Annotated in this window: 18 protein-coding genes and 3 pseudogenes; 8 read left to right on the top strand and 13 right to left on the bottom strand. The window is 62.2% G+C overall.

Annotation, left to right across the window (positions count from 1 at the left end):
• Positions 1-37: 37 nt before the first annotated feature.
• The 7 genes from VNX23_RS10860 to VNX23_RS10830 form a co-directional block, all read right to left on the bottom strand.
• A complete protein-coding gene (locus VNX23_RS10860; protein ID WP_325629851.1) occupies positions 38-886 on the bottom strand; it encodes a fumarylacetoacetate hydrolase family protein in 849 nt (282 codons plus the stop codon).
• 232 nt (positions 887-1,118) lie between these two features.
• Positions 1,119-1,316: a putative motility protein gene (locus tag VNX23_RS10855; RefSeq protein ID WP_325629849.1), complete on the bottom strand. Its 198-nt coding sequence runs from the start codon at positions 1,314-1,316 to the stop codon at positions 1,119-1,121.
• Between the two features lie 155 nt (positions 1,317-1,471).
• Entirely contained in the window at positions 1,472-2,353 is an 882-nt protein-coding gene (locus tag VNX23_RS10850) for a 3-hydroxybutyryl-CoA dehydrogenase (protein WP_325629847.1), read from the bottom strand.
• A 153-nt stretch (positions 2,354-2,506) separates the two neighbouring features.
• A complete protein-coding gene (locus tag VNX23_RS10845; RefSeq protein ID WP_325629845.1) occupies positions 2,507-3,451 on the bottom strand; it encodes an electron transfer flavoprotein subunit alpha/FixB family protein in 945 nt (314 codons plus the stop codon).
• A 1-nt stretch (position 3,452) separates the two neighbouring features.
• Entirely contained in the window at positions 3,453-4,202 is a 750-nt protein-coding gene (locus tag VNX23_RS10840) for an electron transfer flavoprotein subunit beta/FixA family protein (RefSeq protein WP_325629843.1), read from the bottom strand.
• Positions 4,203-4,416: 214 nt separating this feature from the next.
• A complete protein-coding gene (locus VNX23_RS10835; protein WP_325629841.1) occupies positions 4,417-4,989 on the bottom strand; it encodes a cob(I)yrinic acid a,c-diamide adenosyltransferase in 573 nt (190 codons plus the stop codon).
• A 283-nt stretch (positions 4,990-5,272) separates the two neighbouring features.
• Positions 5,273-5,467 (bottom strand): twin transmembrane helix small protein, encoded by a 195-nt coding sequence (locus VNX23_RS10830; RefSeq protein ID WP_325629839.1) that lies wholly within the window; start codon positions 5,465-5,467, stop codon positions 5,273-5,275.
• Between the two features lie 132 nt (positions 5,468-5,599).
• Here VNX23_RS10830 and VNX23_RS10825 point away from each other — a divergent pair, with 132 nt between their 5' ends.
• Positions 5,600-6,493 (top strand): YihY/virulence factor BrkB family protein, encoded by an 894-nt coding sequence (locus VNX23_RS10825; protein WP_325629837.1) that lies wholly within the window; start codon positions 5,600-5,602, stop codon positions 6,491-6,493.
• Here VNX23_RS10825 and VNX23_RS10820 read toward each other — a convergent pair.
• Both VNX23_RS10820 and gluQRS read right to left on the bottom strand, forming a co-directional pair.
• Positions 6,420-7,673, bottom strand: coding sequence for an ATP-binding protein (locus tag VNX23_RS10820; protein WP_325629835.1), 1,254 nt, complete (start codon positions 7,671-7,673; stop codon positions 6,420-6,422). The genes VNX23_RS10825 and VNX23_RS10820 overlap by 74 nt on opposite strands.
• Positions 7,674-7,939: 266 nt before the next feature.
• The gene (gene gluQRS, locus VNX23_RS10815) at positions 7,940-8,812 is read right to left on the bottom strand and encodes a tRNA glutamyl-Q(34) synthetase GluQRS (protein ID WP_325629833.1); all 873 of its coding nucleotides are present in this window, start codon (positions 8,810-8,812) and stop codon (positions 7,940-7,942) included.
• Between the two features lie 37 nt (positions 8,813-8,849).
• On the opposite strand from gluQRS, the gene VNX23_RS10810 reads away from it, so the two are divergent.
• From VNX23_RS10810 to VNX23_RS10800, 3 genes are all read left to right on the top strand, one after another.
• Positions 8,850-9,596, top strand: a complete 747-nt coding sequence (locus tag VNX23_RS10810; RefSeq protein WP_325629831.1) for a DNA-3-methyladenine glycosylase 2 family protein — start codon at positions 8,850-8,852, stop codon at positions 9,594-9,596.
• Positions 9,593-10,684, top strand: coding sequence for a DUF2855 family protein (locus tag VNX23_RS10805; protein WP_325629829.1), 1,092 nt, complete (start codon positions 9,593-9,595; stop codon positions 10,682-10,684). The genes VNX23_RS10810 and VNX23_RS10805 overlap by 4 nt, the downstream gene beginning before the upstream one ends.
• A 65-nt stretch (positions 10,685-10,749) precedes the next feature.
• Positions 10,750-12,531, top strand: a complete 1,782-nt coding sequence (locus VNX23_RS10800) for an NAD(P)/FAD-dependent oxidoreductase (RefSeq protein WP_325629827.1) — start codon at positions 10,750-10,752, stop codon at positions 12,529-12,531.
• Between the two features lie 102 nt (positions 12,532-12,633).
• On the opposite strand, the gene VNX23_RS10795 is transcribed toward VNX23_RS10800, so the two are convergent.
• Positions 12,634-13,611: a tripartite tricarboxylate transporter substrate-binding protein gene (locus VNX23_RS10795; protein ID WP_325629825.1), complete on the bottom strand. Its 978-nt coding sequence runs from the start codon at positions 13,609-13,611 to the stop codon at positions 12,634-12,636.
• 31 nt (positions 13,612-13,642) lie between these two features.
• Positions 13,643-15,400: a chloride channel protein gene (locus VNX23_RS10790; RefSeq protein WP_325629823.1), complete on the bottom strand. Its 1,758-nt coding sequence runs from the start codon at positions 15,398-15,400 to the stop codon at positions 13,643-13,645.
• Positions 15,401-15,594: 194 nt separating this feature from the next.
• Between VNX23_RS10790 and VNX23_RS10785 the strand changes: the two genes are divergently transcribed.
• Positions 15,595-16,152, top strand: coding sequence for an HNH endonuclease (locus VNX23_RS10785; protein WP_325629821.1), 558 nt, complete (start codon positions 15,595-15,597; stop codon positions 16,150-16,152).
• A pseudogene (locus VNX23_RS10780) lies at positions 16,133-16,487 on the top strand (hypothetical protein); the annotation flags it as partial. The gene VNX23_RS10785 and the pseudogene VNX23_RS10780, both read left to right, overlap by 20 nt.
• 261 nt (positions 16,488-16,748) lie before the next feature.
• Here VNX23_RS10780 and VNX23_RS10775 read toward each other — a convergent pair.
• Entirely contained in the window at positions 16,749-17,138 is a 390-nt protein-coding gene (locus VNX23_RS10775) for a cupin domain-containing protein (protein WP_325629819.1), read from the bottom strand.
• Positions 17,139-17,186: 48 nt separating this feature from the next.
• Positions 17,187-17,942, bottom strand: a complete 756-nt coding sequence (locus VNX23_RS10770; protein WP_325629817.1) for an SDR family oxidoreductase — start codon at positions 17,940-17,942, stop codon at positions 17,187-17,189.
• Between the two features lie 299 nt (positions 17,943-18,241).
• Between VNX23_RS10770 and VNX23_RS10765 the strand changes: the two are divergent.
• Positions 18,242-19,171, top strand: a pseudogene (locus tag VNX23_RS10765) (winged helix-turn-helix domain-containing protein); the annotation flags it as partial.
• Between the two features lie 274 nt (positions 19,172-19,445).
• Positions 19,446-19,727, top strand: a pseudogene (locus VNX23_RS10760) (hypothetical protein); the annotation flags it as partial.

The raw sequence follows: 19,727 nt of genomic DNA, 5'->3' as shown, positions 1-19,727 counted from the left end.
CAACCGCATCTCACCGACCCCGCGCCAATCGGGCGCCTTACGCCTCGTCGGCGATGCCGTTGCGCAAAAGCCCGATCCGGTCGATCTCGACCTCGACGACATCTCCCGGCTTCATCCAAAGCGGCGGCGTGCGCCTGGACCCGACGCCGCCGGGCGTGCCGGTCACGATCACGTCGCCCGGCTCCAGCCGCGTGAAAGACGAGCAGTATTCGATCTGGCGCGGAATATCGAAGATCATCTGGCTGATGGTTGCGTCCTGAACCACCTCGCCGTTGAGGCGGGTCTGCAGCCGCAGTGGTGCGAGATCGCCTGCTTCGTCCGGTGTCACCATCCAGGGCCCGAAAGCGCCGGTCTGCGGAAAATTCTTGCCGGGCGTGAACTGATGCGTGTGCCGTTGAAAATCGCGAACGCTGCCCTCGTTGTAACAGGCGTATCCTGCGATGTGGTCCCAGGAATCCTTGCCGGCGATGTAGCGGCCTGGCTTGCCGATGATGACGGCGAGTTCGCCCTCGAAATCGAGATCTTTCGAGACACGCGGCCGGACGATGTTGCAAAGATGCCCGGTTTGGCTGTTGGCGAAGCGGCCGAACACGGTGGGATTTGCGACTTCGGCGCGGCCGGTTTCCACGCGGTGCGTTTCATAATTGAGGCCAATGCAGAGGATCTTGTCCGGATTGGGTATCACTGGCAGCCAGGTGATGTTTGCGAGGCGATGTCGCGAGGCCTTGCCGGCCGCCGCCGCCACCTCACCCAGAGCGCCGGAGGCGATGGCGGATTTCAAATCGGGATATCGGTCGCGAAAATGCGCGCCGAGATCGACGGCTTGTGCGCCATCGATGAGACCCCAGCTCGGGGTGCCGTTGATCGCAAAACTCGCAAACTTCATCGGATGTCCCGTGGTGCTGGAGCCGCTTCGCAAAGCCAATGGGGCTGAGACGTGATCGCGCCGCTTGGGCCGCGCCTCTCGCTATCGCAAGCCGCGAGCACGGGCAATGCCGAAGGCGCGGCAAGGCTTGCAACCGGCTGGAATTGGACTGGGTTGGTTCTGTGAAAGTGGCGGTTTACGCGCAAAAGCCGGGGCGAGAGCGTGCCATCCCCAAGGCCGAACAACAGGATTCTCAGGCCTTTACGTTGACATTGCCGCCAATACCGGGGCCCACATTGGCAAGCGAAGGGGAGCCGGCATCGAGGAGGGTCAGGACGGTCGCCTTCTCCGCATCGAGATTTGACTTCAACAGCGTGGTTGCGACCTGCAACTGGGTGTTTCCTGCCTGGGCAGCGATAAGGCTGCCAGCCAAACTCGCGATATCCGCCATGCGCCACCCTCCGTCTGGGCTCACCCTACCCGGCGGGAGTTAATAAATTCTGGATTGAGAGGAGAGAAAGTGCAACCAGACGACGAAGGCGGGTGTCGAATCGTGTTCGGCCACCAAGGAGAAATAGACCGCTCAGGGAGGGATAGAAACAGGCTCTAGCGCGTCGGGACCGGTTTGTCGCCGCGATAATCGTAGAAGCCGCGCTGGGTCTTGCGACCGAGCCAGCCGGCCTCGACGTACTTCACGAGCAGCGGACACGGCCGGTATTTGGAATCGGCCAGCCCCTCATGCAGGACCTGCATGATCGACAGGCAGGTGTCGAGACCGATGAAATCGGCAAGCTCGAGCGGACCCATGGGATGGTGGGCGCCGAGCTTCATGGCCGCATCGATCGCTTCGACGTTGCCCACGCCCTCGTAAAGCGTGTAGATCGCCTCGTTGATCATCGGCAAAAGAATCCGGTTGACGATGAAGGCGGGGAAATCCTCCGAGACCGCGATTTGCTTGCCGAGCCGGGTTACGAACTCCCTGGCGGCGTCGAAGGTCGAGTCATCGGTCGCGATGCCGCGAATCAGTTCGACCAGTTCCATCCGCGGCACCGGATTCATGAAGTGAATGCCGATGAAGCGCTCGGGGCGATCGGTGGAGGCGGCAAGCCGCGTGATCGAGATCGAAGATGTGTTGGAGGCGACTATCGCGCTGGGCTTGAGAACCGCGCAGACGTCGTGAAAAATCCTGCGCTTGATGTCTTCCTTCTCGACCGCGGTCTCGATGACCAGATCACAGTCCGACAATCCGTCGATGGAATCTGCGGGAGTAATCCGCTCCAGCGCCGTCTTTCGGGCGTCTTCGGTGATGACTTTCTTGGCGACCTGACGCGACAAATTACCGTTGATGGTCGCCATTGCCGACTTCAGGCGATCGGCGGATATGTCGTTGAGGATCACGTCGAAGCCGGCCAGCGCCGCCACATGCGCGATGCCATTGCCCATCTGGCCGGAACCGATCACGCCGACCTTATTGATCATAACCGCCATGTTACCATCTCACCGGAACGACGCGCCCGGCCGTCCCGTCCCTTTGCATCAACACCGGTCGAAACGCCTTTCATCCGGTACAACACTTCGTTCCATTGTTATCGCAAAATCGCCCCGTATGCTCGCGCAAATGCAGTAGCTTTTTCGTCCCCATTACTTCCCGAGCTTGCCGACCGCCTCGGTAAGGTCCGGAACCACTTGATACAGATCCGCAACAAGACCGTAGTCCGCAACCTGGAAGATCGGTGCGTCTTCATCCTTGTTGATCGCAACGATGACCTTGGAATCCTTCATACCGGCAAGATGCTGGATCGCTCCAGAAATGCCGATGGCAACGTAGAGCTCGGGGGCCACCACCTTGCCGGTCTGGCCGACCTGCCAGTCGTTGGGCGCATAACCGGCGTCCACCGCCGCGCGCGACGCGCCGACAGCGGCGCCGAGCTTGTCGGCGAGCGGCTCGATATATTTTGCAAAATTCTCGCGGCTTTGCATGGCGCGTCCGCCGGAGACGATGATCTTCGCCGAGGTCAGTTCGGGACGATCGCTCTTGGCGACTTCCTCGCCGACAAAGCTGGACAGGCCGGGATCGGCGGCCGCAGAGGCGTTCTCCACCGCCGCGCTGCCGCCCTCTCCGGTGGCGGCGAAGGTCGAGGTTCGCACCGTGATGACCTTCTTGGCATCCTTCGATTTTACGGTCTGGATGGCGTTGCCGGCATAGATCGGCCGCTCAAAGGTATCCGGGGAGATCACCTTGATGATTTCCGAGACCTGCATCACGTCGAGAAGCGCGGCGACGCGCGGCATCACGTTCTTGAAACGCGAGGTCGCGGGCGCGACGAAGGCGTCATAGCCTGGCGCCAGCGACACGATCAGCGCCGCCAGCGGCTCGGCGAGATCGTGGGCGTAAGCCGGGTTGTCGGCGAGCAGCACTTTCCTTACGCCCGCAAGCCTGGCCGCCGCGTCTGCGGCCGCCTTGGCGCTTTCACCGGCGACCAGCACGTCAACTTCAGCGCCAAGCGCGACGGCGGCGGTCAGCGCCTTGCTGGTGGAATCCTTGATCGTTGCGTTGTCGTGTTCGGCGATCAACAGCGTTGTCATCTTAAAGAACCCCGGCTTCATTCTTGAGCTTCGAGACCAACTCGGCGACATCCTTGACCTTGACGCCTCCCTTGCGGCCCGGCGGCTCGGAGGTTTTCAGGATCTCCAGATGGGGCGTCAGATCGACGCCATAACCGGATGCGCTCTTGTCGGCGATCGGCTTCTTCTTCGCCTTCATGATGTTCGGCAGGCTGGCATAACGCGGCTCGTTCAACCGCAAATCGGTGGTTACGACAGCGGGCCCCTTCAGTTTCACCGTCTGCAGGCCGCCGTCGACTTCGCGCGTCACTTTGAAGTCGGAGCCATCGACTTCAAGCTTGGAGGCAAAGGTTGCCTGCGACCATCCGAGCAGGGCGGCCAGCATCTGGCCGGTCTGGTTGCTGTCGTCGTCGATCGCCTGTTTGCCCAGGATCACGAGTGCGGGCTTCTCTTCGTCGGCGACCGCCTTGAGAATCTTGGCCACCGCCAAGGGTTCGACGTTGCCGTCCGCCTTGACCAGGATGCCGCGGTCGGCGCCCATGGCGAGCCCGGTGCGGATGGTTTCGGCCGCCTGCGCGGGGCCGATCGAAACCACCACGACCTCGGTTGCCTTGCCGGCCTCTTTCAGGCGCAAGGCCTCCTCGACGGCGATCTCGTCGAACGGATTCATCGACATCTTCACATTGGCGAGTTCGACGCCCGTTCCGTCGGCTTTGACGCGGACCTTGACGTTGAAATCGACCACCCGCTTCACTGGTACCAGGACCTTCATCGACCCTCTTTCGCTCAAAATCCTTCAGGTTTGATCGGCATGGGCGCGGAACCTAAAGCGCCTGCCAAGTCCGGTCAACGCGCGTGCGAGCCAAAAATCGGCTTCGCGGGCCGATCTTAATGCATGATCCGGAAAAGTGGGAACCGGTTTTCCGAAGAGATCATGCTCGGCAACAGGCCAAGGCTCCTGACGGCACTATTCCCGCCGCGGCCGATCAGCGGTTCCGGCCGGGCACCCACAACACGTCTCCCGCCCCGTTATGGTTGGCGGCGCGGCTGGCGACAAACAGGAAGTCTGAAAGGCGGTTCATGTACTGGATCGCGGCGTCGCTGACGGGTTCCTCCGGCTTGGCCGCAAGTTCCACCATGATCCGTTCCGCCCGCCGACAGATCGTGCGCGCCAGATGCAGATGCGCGGCCGCGGGCGTACCGCCCGGCAGCACAAACGACGTCAGCGGCGCAAGCGGCGCGTTCAAACGATCGATATCCCGTTCAAGGCGCTCGACCTGGCTCGACAGCATCCGTAACCGCTCTGCCTTGCCCTCGCGCTGGGGCACCGCAAGGTCGGCGCCAAGGTCGAACAGGTCATTCTGAATCAGACCGAGCATCCCATCGAGTTCGGGCGCACCCGCAAGGTGCAGCCGTGCGATACCGATGGCGGCGTTGGTCTCATCGACGGTCCCGTAGGCCGCGATGCGCAAATCGTATTTTGGACGCCGCTCGCCGCTCCCGAGCGCCGTCGTGCCATCGTCGCCGGTTCGCGTATAGATACGATTGAGGACGACCATGCCTGCCTCCTTCCCGTCCTAGTGATCCGATTCTAACATTCGCTTCCCTTCTCAGTCGGCATTTTTTCGAATGCTAGAACCAAAGGAACACCGGGTAGCGAATGTCAAATCCACTCCACTGGTGCGGCGAATTTGAAGTTCCTATCAGTATAGCGGCAAGTTCGTGACAGGAACTTCAAATTCAAGGCCGCACCAGAATCAACAAGTTGCTAGAGCTCCTTTGATTCCGAAGTCCGCATCAGAGGTCGCCGTGCGATAGCTTGCGAACTTCGGAATCGGAGCTCTAGCGTCCCATCGCCCAGACCGTGAGCATGATGATGACGACCGCGATGAATTGCAGCAACACGCGCAACCGCATCAGTTTCTGGGACCGGTTCGGCGATCCGCCCCGCATCATGTTGATGAGACCCAGCAGCAGTACGAACGCGACGGCAGCTACCGCAACCGGAAGAACCAAGCTACTCAAGAATGAAGCCATTTCTCGTACATAACACCGCGCCAGGGGACGCGCCATTGCCGGGAGGGGGTCCAACCTCGAAGCAACGATCTGGCTTTTAGCTCAATAATATCAGAAGGTAGGTCGGTCTATTTTGCCATCCGTGGGCTCATCGTGCGGCAGATTCGCTACATCTTCGACGTCTGCATAGACGCGTTCTACACGTTCCTCGCCGATGACGGCTGGGCCATCGCCAGCCATATCGCGCTTTCGACCTTGATGGCGCTATTCCCATTTCTGATCGTACTGACGTCGCTTGCCGGGTTCTTCGGCTCGAAGGAACTTGCCGATCAGGCCGCGGGGCTGATGCTGCAAGTGTGGCCGAAGCAGGTCGCCGATTCGCTGACGGGCCAAATCCACGACGTGCTGACGACGACACGTGGCGACATCCTCACCGTCGGCGCCGTGCTGGCCGTATATTTCGCCTCCAACGGCGTGGAAGCGCTGCGGATCGCGCTCAATCGCGCCTATTCCGTCGTTGAAACGCGGCGCTGGTACTGGCTGCGGCTGGAATCGATCGGCTATACGCTGATTGCCGCCTTCACCTCGCTTGCGATGGCATTCCTGATCGTGCTGGGGCCGCTGATCATCGAGGCCGCCCGCCGCCACATCCCGCTGATCGTCGAAAGCAACGAGCAGCTGCTCAGCTTCGCGCGCTACGGCGTCACCATCACGGCGCTGATCGTCGCGCTGTTCATTCTCCATGCCTGGGTGCCGGCGGGCCGGCGGAGCTTTCTGCAGATCCTGCCCGGCATCATCTTCACCATGGCGGCGTCGCTGGTGTCCGGCATCGTGTTCGGGCAGTATCTTGCGCGCTTTGCCAACAATTACGTGACCATGTATGCCGGACTCGCATCGGTCATCATTGCGCTGGTCTTCCTCTATTTCATTGCCGCGATCTTCGTCTATGGCGGGGAACTGAACGCCGCGATCATCAAGTCGCGGCTGCCGCATGGCGTGTCGCTTCAAGCAGCGCAGTCGCTAAGGCCCTCGGAGACACGGGCTTGACCAGAAAGGCGTCCGCGCCGGCCGCGCGCGACGCCGCCTCGTCCTCGCCCCGGCCCGACACCCCAATGATGGCGATGCGCCCGAGCACGGAGGGAAGCGCGCGAATTCGCCTGATCGCCTCGATGCCGCTGATGCCCGGCAGCACCATGTCCATCAGCACCGCGTCGAAGTCGCCTTGCGCGAGCCGCTCCGGCGCCGCCTCGCCGTGGCCGATGAATTCCGCCTGATGACCGAGTTCGCTCAACACCGCGTTGAGCACGACCCGGCCGAAGGGATTGTCTTCGACGCCGAGCACGCGCAGCGCTCGCAGACGGTCGGAAGAAACGTCGCTATCCGATCCCGGACCCGCCGATTCCGGAACCTCCGCGCGCCTCAGCGATACCGTCAATACGAACGTGGTTCCACCGCCGCGCCGTGGCGCGACGACGATATCGCCCCCCATCGCGCGCGCGAGCTGCTTGACCGACGACAGACCAAGGCCTGCTCCGCCGAAACGCGCGGCAATGTTGACGTTGGCCTGCGAGAAGGGACGGAACAGACGCTTGATTTCCTTGAGCGTCAAGCCGATGCCGCTGTCCGAAATCGCAAAGGCCACGCCGATCTTGTCCCCCGGGCCGCTGATCGGTTTGACCTCCAGGGCGACGCCGCCGTGTTCGGTGAATTTGGTGGCATTGTCGATCAGATTTTCCAATGCCGCGCGGAGGCGAACGGGATCGCCGATCACGAATGCCGGCAGTTTTTCCAAAATCTCGGTCTTGGACTGCAGACCCTTGGCGGTCGCCCGGCCGCCCAGTGAATCCCCCACGCTGCGGGCGAAGGCGCGCAGATCGAAAAATTCCTCCCGCAGGGCAAATCCCGAACGGCCGCTTCTGGCGGCGTCGACGAACACGGTCGCCAGACTGGCAAGATGCTCCGCGCCCGCCTTGATGGTGTCGGCCCAGCGTCGTTCACGCTCGCCGAGGTCGGACGTGGCGAGCAGATCGCTGATGGCGAGAATTCCGGTAAGGGGGGTGCGGACCTCGTGGGCGAAGGTGGCGAGCGCGGTCTCGACCACGCCGGGAGCGGCGATTTTGGCAGCGGGCTTTCGCGCCCTGCCGGCAGCAGCTTTTGCTGCGCGTTTTTTCGGCTGAGCTCTTTTCGACCCCCGCTTGGTGCGCCGTGGGCGCGATCTCGACGCCATGAATCCCCCGATCCGGCCGACGCCCAGCATGGCACGTTCGCCCTTGCAAAGTCACGCCGAAGCGCATCGGACCACCAGTGTCCTGATTCCGAAGTTCGTATCATTTTACGGCGACCCCGTTTGCGAATTCGGAATCGAAAGGACACTAGCAAGTCATTGTTTTCTAGTGTGGCTTTGGTTCAGAAGTCCGCATGACGAAGTCGCAGCAGCAATGAGGCGGACTTCTGAACCGCCACACTGGCGAGAATTCGTCCAAAACGGGGCGCTCAAGTCAGGCCGACAAGGCGGCGGATTTCCGCTGGCGTGGCTCCGGCGGCGCGGAGTTCGCGCAAGCCGGTGGCTGCGCTCGATTTCGACAGTTTTCGCCGGTCGGAATCGAGGATCAGACGGTGATGGCGATAGGCCGGCTCCGGCAACGCCAACAGCCGTTGCAACAGCCGATGTACGCTGGTCGACCAGAACAGATCCTCACCCCGCACGACCTCCGTTACGCCTTGCAGGGCGTCGTCGATGACGACGGCGAGATGATAGCTGGTCGGCGTCTCCTTGCGCGCGAGGATGACGTCGCCCCATCCGTCGGGTCGCGCTGCGATCCTTCCGCTCTCCCCGTTCGGCCCCGCCCCATGCTCGGCCCAGTGCAGTTGGCCGGTGCGCGCGAGAGCCGCCGCCATATCGAGGCGCAGCGCGTAAGGCGCGTCCGATCGAAGCAATTGCGTGCGCTGCTGGCGCGACAGGGACCGGGCATTGCCCGGATAATGCGGCGCGCCGTCGGGATCACGCGGCCACGGCCCGACCGCTTCCCTCTCCGCAACCAGGCGGGTGATCTCGGCGCGGCTTTCAAAACTCGGATAGATGAGACGGCGCGCCGTCAATTTTTCGAGCGCGACGCGATGGTCGGCAAGATGCTCCGATTGCAGGCGTACCGGAGCTTGCCAGGTGATGCCGAGCCAGGAAAGGTCCTCATAAATCGCCTCCTCGAATTCCGGCCTGCAGCGCGTCGCATCGATATCCTCGATGCGCAGCAGGAAGCTGCCGCCGGTTCGGCGCGCCAGGTCGAAATTCAGCAATGCTGAATAGGCGTGGCCGAGATGGAGATATCCATTGGGGCTCGGCGCAAAGCGGAAGACGGGCGGCGGCATTGATCTCTTTCACAAGACATGGTGGTTTTAGGTCGCAATGATCCTACATCTCAACAGCCAGGACGATCTTGAAGAAGCTATCCGCGCGCTGGTAAAGCTGGACCCGCGGCTCAAGCCCGTGTTCGAGCTCACCGGCATGCCGGCGCTGCGGCGGCGGGAGGCCGGCTTTGCGGGGCTTGCGGCAATCATCTGCGGCCAACAGCTTTCCACCGCGAGCGCCGCGGCGATCTGGGCCCGCCTCGCCGCCGCGTTCGATCCGTTTCACCACGATTCGCTGCGCCGCGCCCGCGCCGACCGCCTGGGGCGTCTCGGCCTCTCGGCGGCGAAGATCAAGACATTGAAAAACCTGGCGCGCGAAATCGCCACCGAACGGCTGAACCTCGACGTGCTGGCGAACGAGGAGGCCGACGCCGCGCATCACACGCTGGTTTCGCTGCACGGCATCGGCCCGTGGACCGCCGACCTCTATCTGCTGTTTTGCCTTGGACATGGCGACGCCTGGCCGGCTGGCGATCTCGCCGTCCAGGAGGCGGTGAAAATCGGACTCGGATTGAGGACGCGCCCGACCGCGAAAGAGATGGCGCCGCTCGCCGAACCGTGGCGGCCGATGCGGGGCGCGGCAGCGCATCTGTGGTGGGCCTATTACCGCGCGATCAAGAAACGAGAGGGCGTGATTGCGGACAAGGCAAAGGCGAACGCTGTTTCAAACAATGTCCCTGTTGCAAAAGGTTCATCGGTGGACGCAAAGATCACGGCAGCACAACCGCCGAGGTCGAAGAAATGAAATCCACCGACTTCATCGTTGCACGCCACAATCTGCAGGACTGCAAGTTCATCGAAGCCCGATTGCCGGACGCGAACGCGCTTGCTGACGAAACGCTGCTGATCAAGGTCGATCGCTTCGCCTTCACCGCCAACAATATCACCTACGCTGCGCTCGGCGATCAGCTGAAATACTGGCAGCTGTTTCCGGCGCCGGAGAATTTCGGCATTATTCCGGTGTGGGGATTTGGCGAGGTGATCGCCTCGCGCCATCCTTCGATCGAAACCGGCGAACGCCTGTTCGGCTATTTTCCGATGGCGACGCATCTTGTCATCGAAGCGGCCGATGTGAGCAAACGCGGCTTGCGGGACGCTGCCGCGCATCGGCAAGGCGTGGCGCCGGTGTACAATGCTTACGCGCGCGTCGGCGGCGACCCTGCTTACGTCGGCCGTGGCGGCGACTATCAGGCACTGCTGCGGCCGCTGTTCATGCTCTCGTTCCTGGTCGATGATTTTCTTGCCGAGAACGATTTTTTCGGTGCCGCGCGCGTACTGCTTTCAAGCGCATCCAGCAAGACCGCGTTCGGGCTTGCGCATCTTCTGCACACCCAGCGCCCATCCATCCGGGTGACCGGACTGACCTCTGCCGCCAATGTAGAGTTTGTCCGCTCGCTCGGCTGCTACGACGAGATCGTGACTTATGACCGCGTGACATCGCTGCCGCCTGATTCACCTGTCGCCTTCGTCGATATGGCGGGAAACAGCGAGTTGCGTGCAAACTTGCATCGGCATTTCGGCGAGCAGATGAGGTACTCCGGACAGATCGGGCTCACCCACCGCAGCCTGTTGACCAACGAACCGGAATTGCCGGGCGCGAGACCGACCTGGTTTTTCGCGCCCGATCAGATGCGCAAGCGCGCGAAAGAATGGGGGCCCGGTGGCATCGAGCAGCGGTTTGGCGCCGCGTGGTCGGACTTTGCACCCACGCTTGCCGGCCGGCTCGCGGTGGTGGAAGGCCGCGGGCTGGCTGCGGTAAAGTCGGTCTATCTCGACACGCATAACGGGCATATTCGCCCCGACCAGGGCCACATTCTTTCGCTTTGGGACTAAGCCGCTTTCTGAGCGAACTCAAAGGGTATAGCTTCGCGGCAGAGGAAACGCCCGCGAGGTCGCGCATGCTCGACAGGACAGACGACGTCTCGGTATCCGCCGCGCACTGGCTGGCTCAATTCGAAGGCGCGCTCGCGCATCCCGAAGGCGGCGCGCTGCAGGCGCTCTTTCATCCCGACAGCTATTGGCGCGATGTGCTGGCGCTGAGCTGGAACCTGCAAACCAGCAATGGCGCCGATGCCATCGTGAAAGAATTATCGGCGCTGGCCAGGCGCGCCGCGCCGCGCAATTTCAGGATCGATCCCGAACGCGCCGCGCCACGCCGTGTGACTCGCGCCGGCACCAACGCGGTCGAGGCGATCTTCAAATTCGAAACCGCGCAAGGTCGTGGCAGCGGTATTCTGCGGCTGATCCCCGATACCAGCGATGCCAACACGCCGAAGGCCTGGACGCTTCTGACCGCGCTCGACGAATTGAAGGGGTTCGAGGAGTCGCTCGGATCGAGACGGCCGCGCGGGCAGTCCTATTCGCGTGACTTTCGCGGGCCCAACTGGCTCGATCAGCGCAACGCCGCAACGGCCTATGCCGACCGCGATCCGGTCGTCCTGGTGGTGGGCGGCGGCCAGGCCGGGCTTTCGATCGCAGCGCGGTGCAAGCAGTTGCAGGTCGATACGCTGATCGTCGATCGCGAAATGCGCATCGGTGATAACTGGCGCAAGCGATACCACGCGTTGACCCTGCATAATCAGGTGCAGGTAAACCACCTGCCCTATATGCCGTTCCCGCCGAATTGGCCGGTCTATATCCCAAAGGACAAGCTCGCCAACTGGTTCGAGACCTATGTCGAGGCCATGGAGCTGAACTTCTGGACCGGCACCACTTTCGAGGGCGGCACCTATGATGAGGCAGCGCAGCGCTGGTCCGTGGTGCTGCGCCGCGCCGACGGCAGCGTACGCAAAATGCACCCACGCCATGTCGTCATGGCGACCGGCGTCAGCGGCATTCCGAATCTGCCTGATATTGCGGGCCTGAAAAATTTCGCCGGCACGACCATGCATTCCAGCCAATACACCGACGGCGAGGACTGGAAGGGCAGGAAGGCGCTCGTGATCGGCACCGGAAACAGCGGTCACGATATCGCGCAGGACCTCTATTCAAGCGGCGTAGACGTGACGCTGTTCCAGCGCTCCTCGACCTTGATCACCAATATCGAACCATCGGCGCAACTGGCCTATGCGGCGTACAACGAAGGCACGCTCGAGGACAACGACCTGATCGCGACCTCGATGCCGCTGACGCTCGCCAAAAGAAGCCACGTGCTGATGACCGAGCAATCCAGAAAATTCGACAGGGAATTGCTCGATGGGCTCGCGCAGATCGGCTTCAAGCTCGATTTCGGCGATGGCGGCACTGGCTGGCAGTTCAAATACCTGACCCGCGGCGGCGGCTATTATTTCAACGTCGGCTGCTCCGATCTCGTGGTGCGCGGCGAGATCGGATTGAGGCAATTTTCCGACGTCGAATCCTTTGCGGCCGAGGGCGTGCGGATGAAGAATGGCGAGCGGCTCGCCGCCGATTTGATCGTTCTCGCGACCGGCTACAAACCGCAGGAATATCTGGTGCGCAAGCTGTTCGGCGAGGAGATCGCCGCACGCGTCGGAGCGATCTGGGGATTCGGCGACGGACAGGAACTGCGCAGCATGTATACGCGCACCGGCCAGGCGGGCCTTTGGTTCATCGCCGGCAGCCTGGCGCAATGCCGTATCAATTCGAAATATCTGGCGCTGCAGATCAAGGCTTGCGAGGAGGGTCTGCTGCCGCTGACGCGGGAAGCTTCCACGCCGTAGTTAAAGCCTCATCCCGAGGAGCGCCTCGCGCGCCTGCCGAGAGATAATCTCGTGGCTTCATGGTTCGAGACGGCGCTTCGCGCCTCCTCTGAGGCTTGAAATTCACTCTGCCCTGAGGTTCGACGCCTTGATGATCGGCCACCACCGTTCCATCTCCGCCTTTTGAAAGGCTCGCAGCGCTTCCGGGGTCCGCTGATCTTGCGGCGATATCTCGATGCCGAGGTCGGCAAACCGCCTCCCGACTGCAGGATCGGCGAGCACTTGGCGCATGGTCGCGTTCAGTTTTTCGACAATCTGCCTTGGCGTATCCTTCGGCACCCAAAGCCCGTACCACAGCGAGGCAATAAAGCCTGGTAACCCTGCCTCGTCCGCCGTCGGAATATCGGGCGAGGAAGAAAGGCGCGTCTTGCCGGTGACCGCAAAAGGCTTGATGCTTGCGGTTGCGACCAGCGACCTGAAATTGGACGACGGCTCGATCATGAAATCGATCTGTCCGGCCAACAGATCCTGCATCGCCGGCGCATTGCCGCGATAGGGCACGAACTGAAATCGCGTCGCGGTCTCCTTCTGGAACGAGATTCCGGCGAGATGGCCGGCCGCACCGACGCCGGCAATCCCGACCGATGCCTTGTCGGGATTGGCCTTGAGCCAGGCGATCAATCCCTTCAGATCGTCGGCCGCCAGACTCTTCTTGCCGGCAATCAGAAGCGGTTCGCTGCCGATAAGAATGACGGGTTCGAGATCCTTCAAAAGGTCAAACGCGAGCGCGTAGAGGCCGCCGGTGAGCATATGCGTGGTCGAGGTGCCGACGCTGAGCGTGTAGCCATCGGCCGGCGAACGGACGGCGCGGCCGACGCCGATGCTGCCGGCAGCGCCGGCGATGTTCTCGATGATGATGGATTGGCCGAGAATCGGGCGCATCTCCTCGGCGAGATATCGCGCCACCGTGTCGGTTGCGCCGCCAGGGGGAAACGGCACGATCATGGTGATTGGACGGGTCGGATAGGACTGCGCCGCGGCCAGGCCGATCGATCCCGAACCAAGCGTTGCAGCGAGCAGCGCAATGATCCATTTGCGCATCGAACTTCTCCGCGATGGGAAGAGAAAGCGATCAGACATCGCCGACCACCTCGCGCCGCCTTCGTTCGGATTCTTCGGCGTAACGCCGCATCGCGTGCACCTCGGTCAGAATGCCGATGGGGCGGTTTTCGCCGGTCTCGACCACGGCAAGCGATTCGGCTTCAGCCGCATCAAACGCTGCGATGGCCTCGCGGATATCCATCCCCGGATGCAGCACCTCCCGCCGGCAATGAAGGATGCCACGAAGACCTTCCTCGGCGTCGATGTCGGGGGCATGCGCGTCCGCCACCAGCACGAGCCCCTCGTAATGGCCGGCATCATCTACCGCAATCACCTGGGTCTTCGACCCCGGCGGAAATTTGCCGCGGAATTCTGCGATTCCCATTTCTGCGTTTACGGTCACCACGTCCGGCCGCATCATGCGGCGGACCGTGAGATCGCGAATCCAACCCACGTCGGCAGCGCTGCGGATGGTCTCGCCGCGCAAATGCAATCGCCAGGTCGCAAACGAGTAGCCGAACAGTTCGCGGGTGATCTGGGTCGAGATCAGCACGGCGGCCAGCACTACCGTCGTTAACCAGAGGTCGCCTGTCGATTCCAGCGCGATGAAAGACATGGTGAGCGGGCCGCCGATGACGGAGGCCGACAGCGCGCTCATGCCGACGATCGCGTAGACGTCCGGATCGAGGTGAAGGCCCGGCCAAAGCATGCCGGCGGCAACCGCGAACAGGCGGCCGCCGATTGCACCCAGAAACAGCGTGGCGAAAAACAATCCGCCGCGGAAACCGAAGCCCAGCGAAGCCACCGAGGCGACGGTCTTTAACGCGAACACCATCAGGACAAACATCAACGGCATCGAGATGATTCCGGAAAGGTGCAGCGCGCCATGTCCCGACGACATGACTTCCGGCGTGATCAATGCGAGCAGGCCTACGACAAGTCCGCCAAGCGCGGGCCGCAAGGGCGGCCAAAGTCTTGTCTTTGACAGCAGAGCCTCGCAAACGCCGACCCCGCGCATGATGCCTATTCCATAGAGCGCTGCGGCAACCCCGAGCAGGGCTGCGATCGCAAGATCGCGGCCGAGCACGTGTCCGATCGCATCGACGCCGACGCCGAGGGAGAGTGGAGTAAATTTCTGGGCGACGAAATAGCCGATCACCGAGGCGACGCCGACCGGCGTCAGACTGGCCGGCGTATATCCTCCGAGCACGAGTTCGAAGGCATAGAACGCTCCGCCAAGCGGCGCGCCGAACGCACCTGCAATCGCGGCCGCCGCTCCGCAACCGACCATCAGACGCTGATCGGCGCGGCGCAGGTGAAATCCGCGGCCGAGCGAGGCGGCAAGTCCGCTCGAAAGCTGCGTGTAGCCCGCTTCGAGTCCGACCGAAGCGCCGACCCCGCTCGACCAGATCGTCTGCAAGGCCACGATTACGCTTCCCCGAAACGACATTCGTCCTCCATGCAGCGCGTTGGCCTCGATGGGATCGACTTCGCGTGCCGGCCGGAAGCGCGCGAGAAACAGGAAGGCCAGTCCCAACAGAAGACCGCCGAGACTCGGAACCAGCAGCGCGCGCAGCGGCTCAATGCTGACCTGGCTTGAAAGTCGTTCTCCCATTTCGAGGTTGAACAGCACGACGTGGAGCATTTGAACCGTGGCGCTCATCGCCGACACCACCAGTCCGCCGACGGTTCCAACCAGCGCCGCAAGACCGATCAGGTTCGTTTCATGGGCCCTCACAAAGGCCCTCAACCGGCGCGGCGCTTCGAGGTAGCGGGACGTGGTGTCCATTTCTGCCGTGTCCAAATGCGGCCAAAAAGTGCCGCCTGCCTCCTTTAGCGGCCCTGGCACGGCCTCTGCAATGCGGCTCGAGAGTAAGGCGTCAAGTCGGATAAGGCCGCCAACGCTCTTCACAATCCCGTCACGCTGCATGTAGTATGTCAACGCATGCTGCTTCGCAGCTATATGGAGGCCGGGAGCGTTACTTGAACGCACATGTCTCGCAAGGCGGTTGGCCGGTACTGGTATTAAATGCGGATTTCCGGCCGCTGAGTTACTATCCGCTATCCCTCTGGTCGTGGCAGGACGCGATCAAGGCGGTGTTTCTCGAGCGCGTCAACATCGTCGAACACTACGACCGCGCGGTCCGCAGCCCCACTTTCGAGATGCAGCTGCCGAGCGTGGTGTCGCTGAAATCCTTCGTCAAGCCGAGCACCCATCCCGCCTTTACCCGGTTCAACGTCTTCCTGCGCGATCGATTCGCCTGCCAATATTGCCAGTCGAGCGATGATCTCACCTTCGACCACATCATTCCGCGCAGCAAAGGCGGCCAGACCACGTGGGAAAATGTCGTGGCGGCGTGCTCCCCATGCAATTTGCGCAAGGGCAATTTGACGCCGCAGCAGGCACGGATGTTCCCGAGGCAGCAGCCGTTCGCGCCGAGCGTGCATCAGCTGCATCGCAACGGCCGGCTGTTCCCTCCCAACTATCTGCACGACAGCTGGCTCGACTACTTGTACTGGGACACCGAACTCGATCCGTAAACGGAACGATTCGTCTCGCGATGGTAATCTCGGCGTCCGGCTTTTCCACCGCAGCACACGGAAGCTTACTCTGACCGAAGCGGGCGCGCGTTTCCTTACCGGAATTTTTGAAACACTATCCTGATGTCCGTCCCCACTGGCAGTTTGAAAGCCGGCAGGTCGATCCGATCGCCGAAGGATTCGATGCGGCGATCGATGCCGACGGCGGACCGATCTCGATCTATTACGCAAGCCGCGCGCAGCTGCCGGCCAAGACGCGCGTCTTCGTCGATTTCGTCGTGGAGGCATTCCCGCAGCAACGTCTGGCCGAACGGTTTGCAGCCAGCATCGGGTAGCCCACGGAGTTGCCCAACCCGCGGCGTCAATCCTGGCGCGCCTCTGACAGTTTCGCTCAGTCAATTGCCGATCGCTGATCCGTTCGGGGTCAATCGCGTCACTTTGACCCCGCGCCGCTCACTTCCAGTCTACCCCGAATAGCGAACATTCTCAGAGGCGATCGGCATGTCCGAAAGTGCCCCGCAAGCGGACTCATGCATCGCAGCAAACATCAGGCAGGGCCTTTCCCGCGTCAGTTTCGTGTACTCGGGTTGTAACAGTCACTGTGCGGGCACGAGCGCCGGGGCGCCCTTGTCCTTGATCAAGAGCACCAGGAATTTCGCCGGCCGGGTGCCGCTTGCGTTCCGGTCGACGACATGAACATCATCGGGGCCTTCATAGAAGGTCTGTCCTGGTGTCAGTGTCACCTGTTGTCCACCCTTCAGCTGCATCACGACGGAGCCCTCCAGCACGTAAACAAACGCATGTGCATTGTGTCGGTGGATAGCGCTCGACCCGCCGGGCGCATGCTCGACTGTGATCATCAGAGCTTCCCTGCCGGGATTCTCCGGAAGATCCTTAGACATGAGTGACGTGACCTTAGGCTCCTGAGCCACCGCCGTGCCGGTCATGAGGCACAGAAGAACCAACGCAACGAGCTTGATCGTCATAGTTGGTCTTTCGTTCGTTGCCCGGATGATCATGTTATCTCCCGTGCTTCAGCTATGAACCGCGTTGCGGCTGAGCCAGTCGTCGAAGCGGATGGAGCCGAGCCGGGGGCGATCGCCGGGCGTCAGCGAGCGGTCGTTCAACTCCGCGCCGAAGTAGCGCCAATGCACGTCGGCGATCACCTTGCGCTGGTCGCCGCTCGCGGCCAGGAACTTGCGCGCGAACTTGTCCATCGGATAGGCTTCCGGGCCCGCAACCTCGACGGTGCCGTTAACCGGCGGTGCGAGTGTCAGCTCGGCCAAATTGGCGACCACGTCGTCCGAGGCGATCGGCTGGAACAGCGCGGGCGACAGCCGGACCAGATCGCCTTCTGCGCCCGATTTGACGATGCCTCCGACGAACTCGAAGAACTGCGTCGAGCGCAGGATCGTATAGGGAATGCCGGACGCCTTGATCAGATTCTCCTGCGCCACCTTGGCGCGGAGGTAGCCACTGTCGGGACTGCGGTCGCTGCCGACGATCGACAGCGCCAGATGATGCTTCACGCCGGCGGCCTTTTCCGCGGCCATCAGGTTGCGGCCCGAGGTTTCGAAGAATTCGAGCACCGCCTTGTCCTCCCACACCGGCGCGTTGGCCAGATCGACGACGACCTGTGCGCCGGAGAGAGCCTCCTTCAGTCCCTCGCCCGTGATGGTGTTGACGCCGGTATTGGGCGCGGCCGCGATGGCATTATGACTCTTCTCCTGCAGTTTCTTGACGAGCTTTGATCCGATCAGGCCGGTGCCTCCGATGACGACAATTTTCATGATTTTGCCCTCCAAGGGTATGCAAGGGAGTGTCAGGTTGTGTCTTATTCGACGCGAAAGGATGCCGGATCGGCGGCCGGAAAGCCTTGTGGCGGCCTTGAAGCGCGATTGAATTTCGCTTGGGTTTCCGTCCAAGACGGCGAGACAAAAGAGCAAGACGTGCCGAGAAAGCGCCCCGCTGTTCCGGCAGTTTCCGCTTGCTTCTTTACCGGCGCGACAACTCGCGCGAGCTTCGGCGATGATCACCGTGCTATCAATGGCTTGCCGGCCATGGCGATGAGCGGCGATGAGAGGACTAAGTGCGGTACGCGTTCGAGGACTACGTGATCGACTCGGACCGGCGGGAGCTCACGCGCAGCGCCGAGCCGATCGCCGTCGGGCCGCAGGTCTTCGACCTGCTGCTCCATCTGCTGCGGAACCGCGAGCACGTCGTCAGCAAGGACGAGCTCCTGGATGCCGTGTGGGCCGGGCGGATCGTCTCTGAATCGACCCTGACCAGTCACATCAACGCGGCGCGCAAGGCCATCGGCGACAGCGGGCAGAACCAGCGCCTGCTTCGAACGATCGCCCGCAAGGGATTCCGGTTCGTCGGCGACGTCACCGAGATCGCCAGTCGCTCCGCCGCGGTCAGCACCGAGCCCGACGCACCGGGCCAGACCATCGCAGAGGCGCCGGCCCTCCCCGACAGGCCCTCAATTGCCGCGCTCCCGTTCCTGAACCTAAGCGGCGACATCGAGCAGGAGTACTTCACCGACGGCGTTGTGGAGGACATCATCACGGCCTTGTCGCGCATTCGCTGGCTGTTCGTGATCGCACGTAATTCGAGCTTCACCTACAAGGGCCGCGCGGTCGACGTGAAGACGGTCGGACGCGAATTGGGCGTGCGCTATGTGCTCGAAGGCAGCGTGCGCAAGGCCGGAAACCGCGTGCGGGTCACGGGACAGCTGATCGAGGCGACAACCGGCGGGCACCTATGGGCCGAGCGCTACGACCGCGACCTCAACGACATTTTCGCGGTGCAGGACGAGATCACCGCCGCGGTCTCCATCGCGATCCTGCCGACGATGGAGCGCAGCGAGCGCGAGCGCGCCGCGCGCAAGCCGCCCGACAACCTCGACGCCTGGGAATGCTATCACCGCGGGCTGTGGCATTTCGCCAAGATCGAAGCGGCGGAAAATGCGCGAGCGATTGGCTTTTTCGAGCGCGCGATCGAGCTCGCGTTAGCGTTTCTGACCTGGGGTCAATCAGGCGCGTTCGGGCTGCAGAACAATTAATCATTGGCAACCGGGGGCGCGAAAGCCTTACGGCGCGCGGCTCTTTGGCGTTTTCGCGCTCGTGCAAATAGGTTTCAAATTTCCCTTCGGCGAGAGGCGCATCGGTGAATTTGGCCGAAAAGCTCGTGATGCGCCTGATCGGTAATATAGCGTTCCACTTCTTCTACATTCGGGTTCGGGCGGCGCGGAGCCGCTAAAACCCATCGCCCAGCAAGGCGGCGGCGACGCGGTGAGCGAGGCCTACATCCAGGCGCTCGTTCATGAGCACCCGGCGTGCTTACCGATCGCCGAGATCGACGCGATGTTTTCAGGCCCGGTGCCGATTTGCACCGAACTGAACGCGCCCGCCGGCCCAATCGACAATTTCATGGTCACGCCGTCCGGCCTGCCGGTGCTCGTCGAATGCAAGCTCTGGCGCAATCCGGAAGCGCGGCGCGAGGTCGTGAGCCAAATTCTCGACTACGCCAAAGAACTCAGCCGCTGGTCTTCATCCGATGTGCAGCGCGAGGTG

It is taken from the genome of Bradyrhizobium sp. (genome assembly GCF_035570375.1).
Taxonomy (GTDB): domain Bacteria; phylum Pseudomonadota; class Alphaproteobacteria; order Rhizobiales; family Xanthobacteraceae; genus Bradyrhizobium.
Note: the sequence above shows the minus strand (reverse complement) of the source record. Positions and strands in the feature narration are given on the sequence as shown.

Bases quoted from the DNA above. Each gene is read 5' to 3' on its own strand.
- VNX23_RS10835 (WP_325629841.1), bottom strand. From the start codon at position 4,989: ATGGTCGTCCTCAATCGTATCTATACGCGAACCGGCGACGATGGCACG.
- VNX23_RS10770 (WP_325629817.1), bottom strand. From the start codon at position 17,942: ATGAAAATTGTCGTCATCGGAGGCACCGGCCTGATCGGATCAAAGCTC.
- VNX23_RS10805 (WP_325629829.1), top strand. From the start codon at position 9,593: ATGAAATCCACCGACTTCATCGTTGCACGCCACAATCTGCAGGACTGC.
- VNX23_RS10795 (WP_325629825.1), bottom strand. From the start codon at position 13,611: ATGCGCAAATGGATCATTGCGCTGCTCGCTGCAACGCTTGGTTCGGGA.
- VNX23_RS10855 (WP_325629849.1), bottom strand. From the start codon at position 1,316: ATGGCGGATATCGCGAGTTTGGCTGGCAGCCTTATCGCTGCCCAGGCA.
- VNX23_RS10790 (WP_325629823.1), bottom strand. From the start codon at position 15,400: ATGGACACCACGTCCCGCTACCTCGAAGCGCCGCGCCGGTTGAGGGCC.
- VNX23_RS10840 (WP_325629843.1), bottom strand. From the start codon at position 4,202: ATGAAGGTCCTGGTACCAGTGAAGCGGGTGGTCGATTTCAACGTCAAG.
- VNX23_RS10850 (WP_325629847.1), bottom strand. From the start codon at position 2,353: ATGGCGGTTATGATCAATAAGGTCGGCGTGATCGGTTCCGGCCAGATG.
- VNX23_RS10775 (WP_325629819.1), bottom strand. From the start codon at position 17,138: ATGACGATCAAGCTCGTTGCGTTGGTTCTTCTGTGCCTCATGACCGGC.
- VNX23_RS10860 (WP_325629851.1), bottom strand. From the start codon at position 886: ATGAAGTTTGCGAGTTTTGCGATCAACGGCACCCCGAGCTGGGGTCTC.
- VNX23_RS10820 (WP_325629835.1), bottom strand. From the start codon at position 7,673: ATGGCGTCGAGATCGCGCCCACGGCGCACCAAGCGGGGGTCGAAAAGA.
- VNX23_RS10810 (WP_325629831.1), top strand. From the start codon at position 8,850: ATGATCCTACATCTCAACAGCCAGGACGATCTTGAAGAAGCTATCCGC.
- gluQRS (WP_325629833.1), bottom strand. From the start codon at position 8,812: ATGCCGCCGCCCGTCTTCCGCTTTGCGCCGAGCCCCAATGGATATCTC.
- VNX23_RS10845 (WP_325629845.1), bottom strand. From the start codon at position 3,451: ATGACAACGCTGTTGATCGCCGAACACGACAACGCAACGATCAAGGAT.
- VNX23_RS10830 (WP_325629839.1), bottom strand. From the start codon at position 5,467: ATGGCTTCATTCTTGAGTAGCTTGGTTCTTCCGGTTGCGGTAGCTGCC.
- VNX23_RS10800 (WP_325629827.1), top strand. From the start codon at position 10,750: ATGCTCGACAGGACAGACGACGTCTCGGTATCCGCCGCGCACTGGCTG.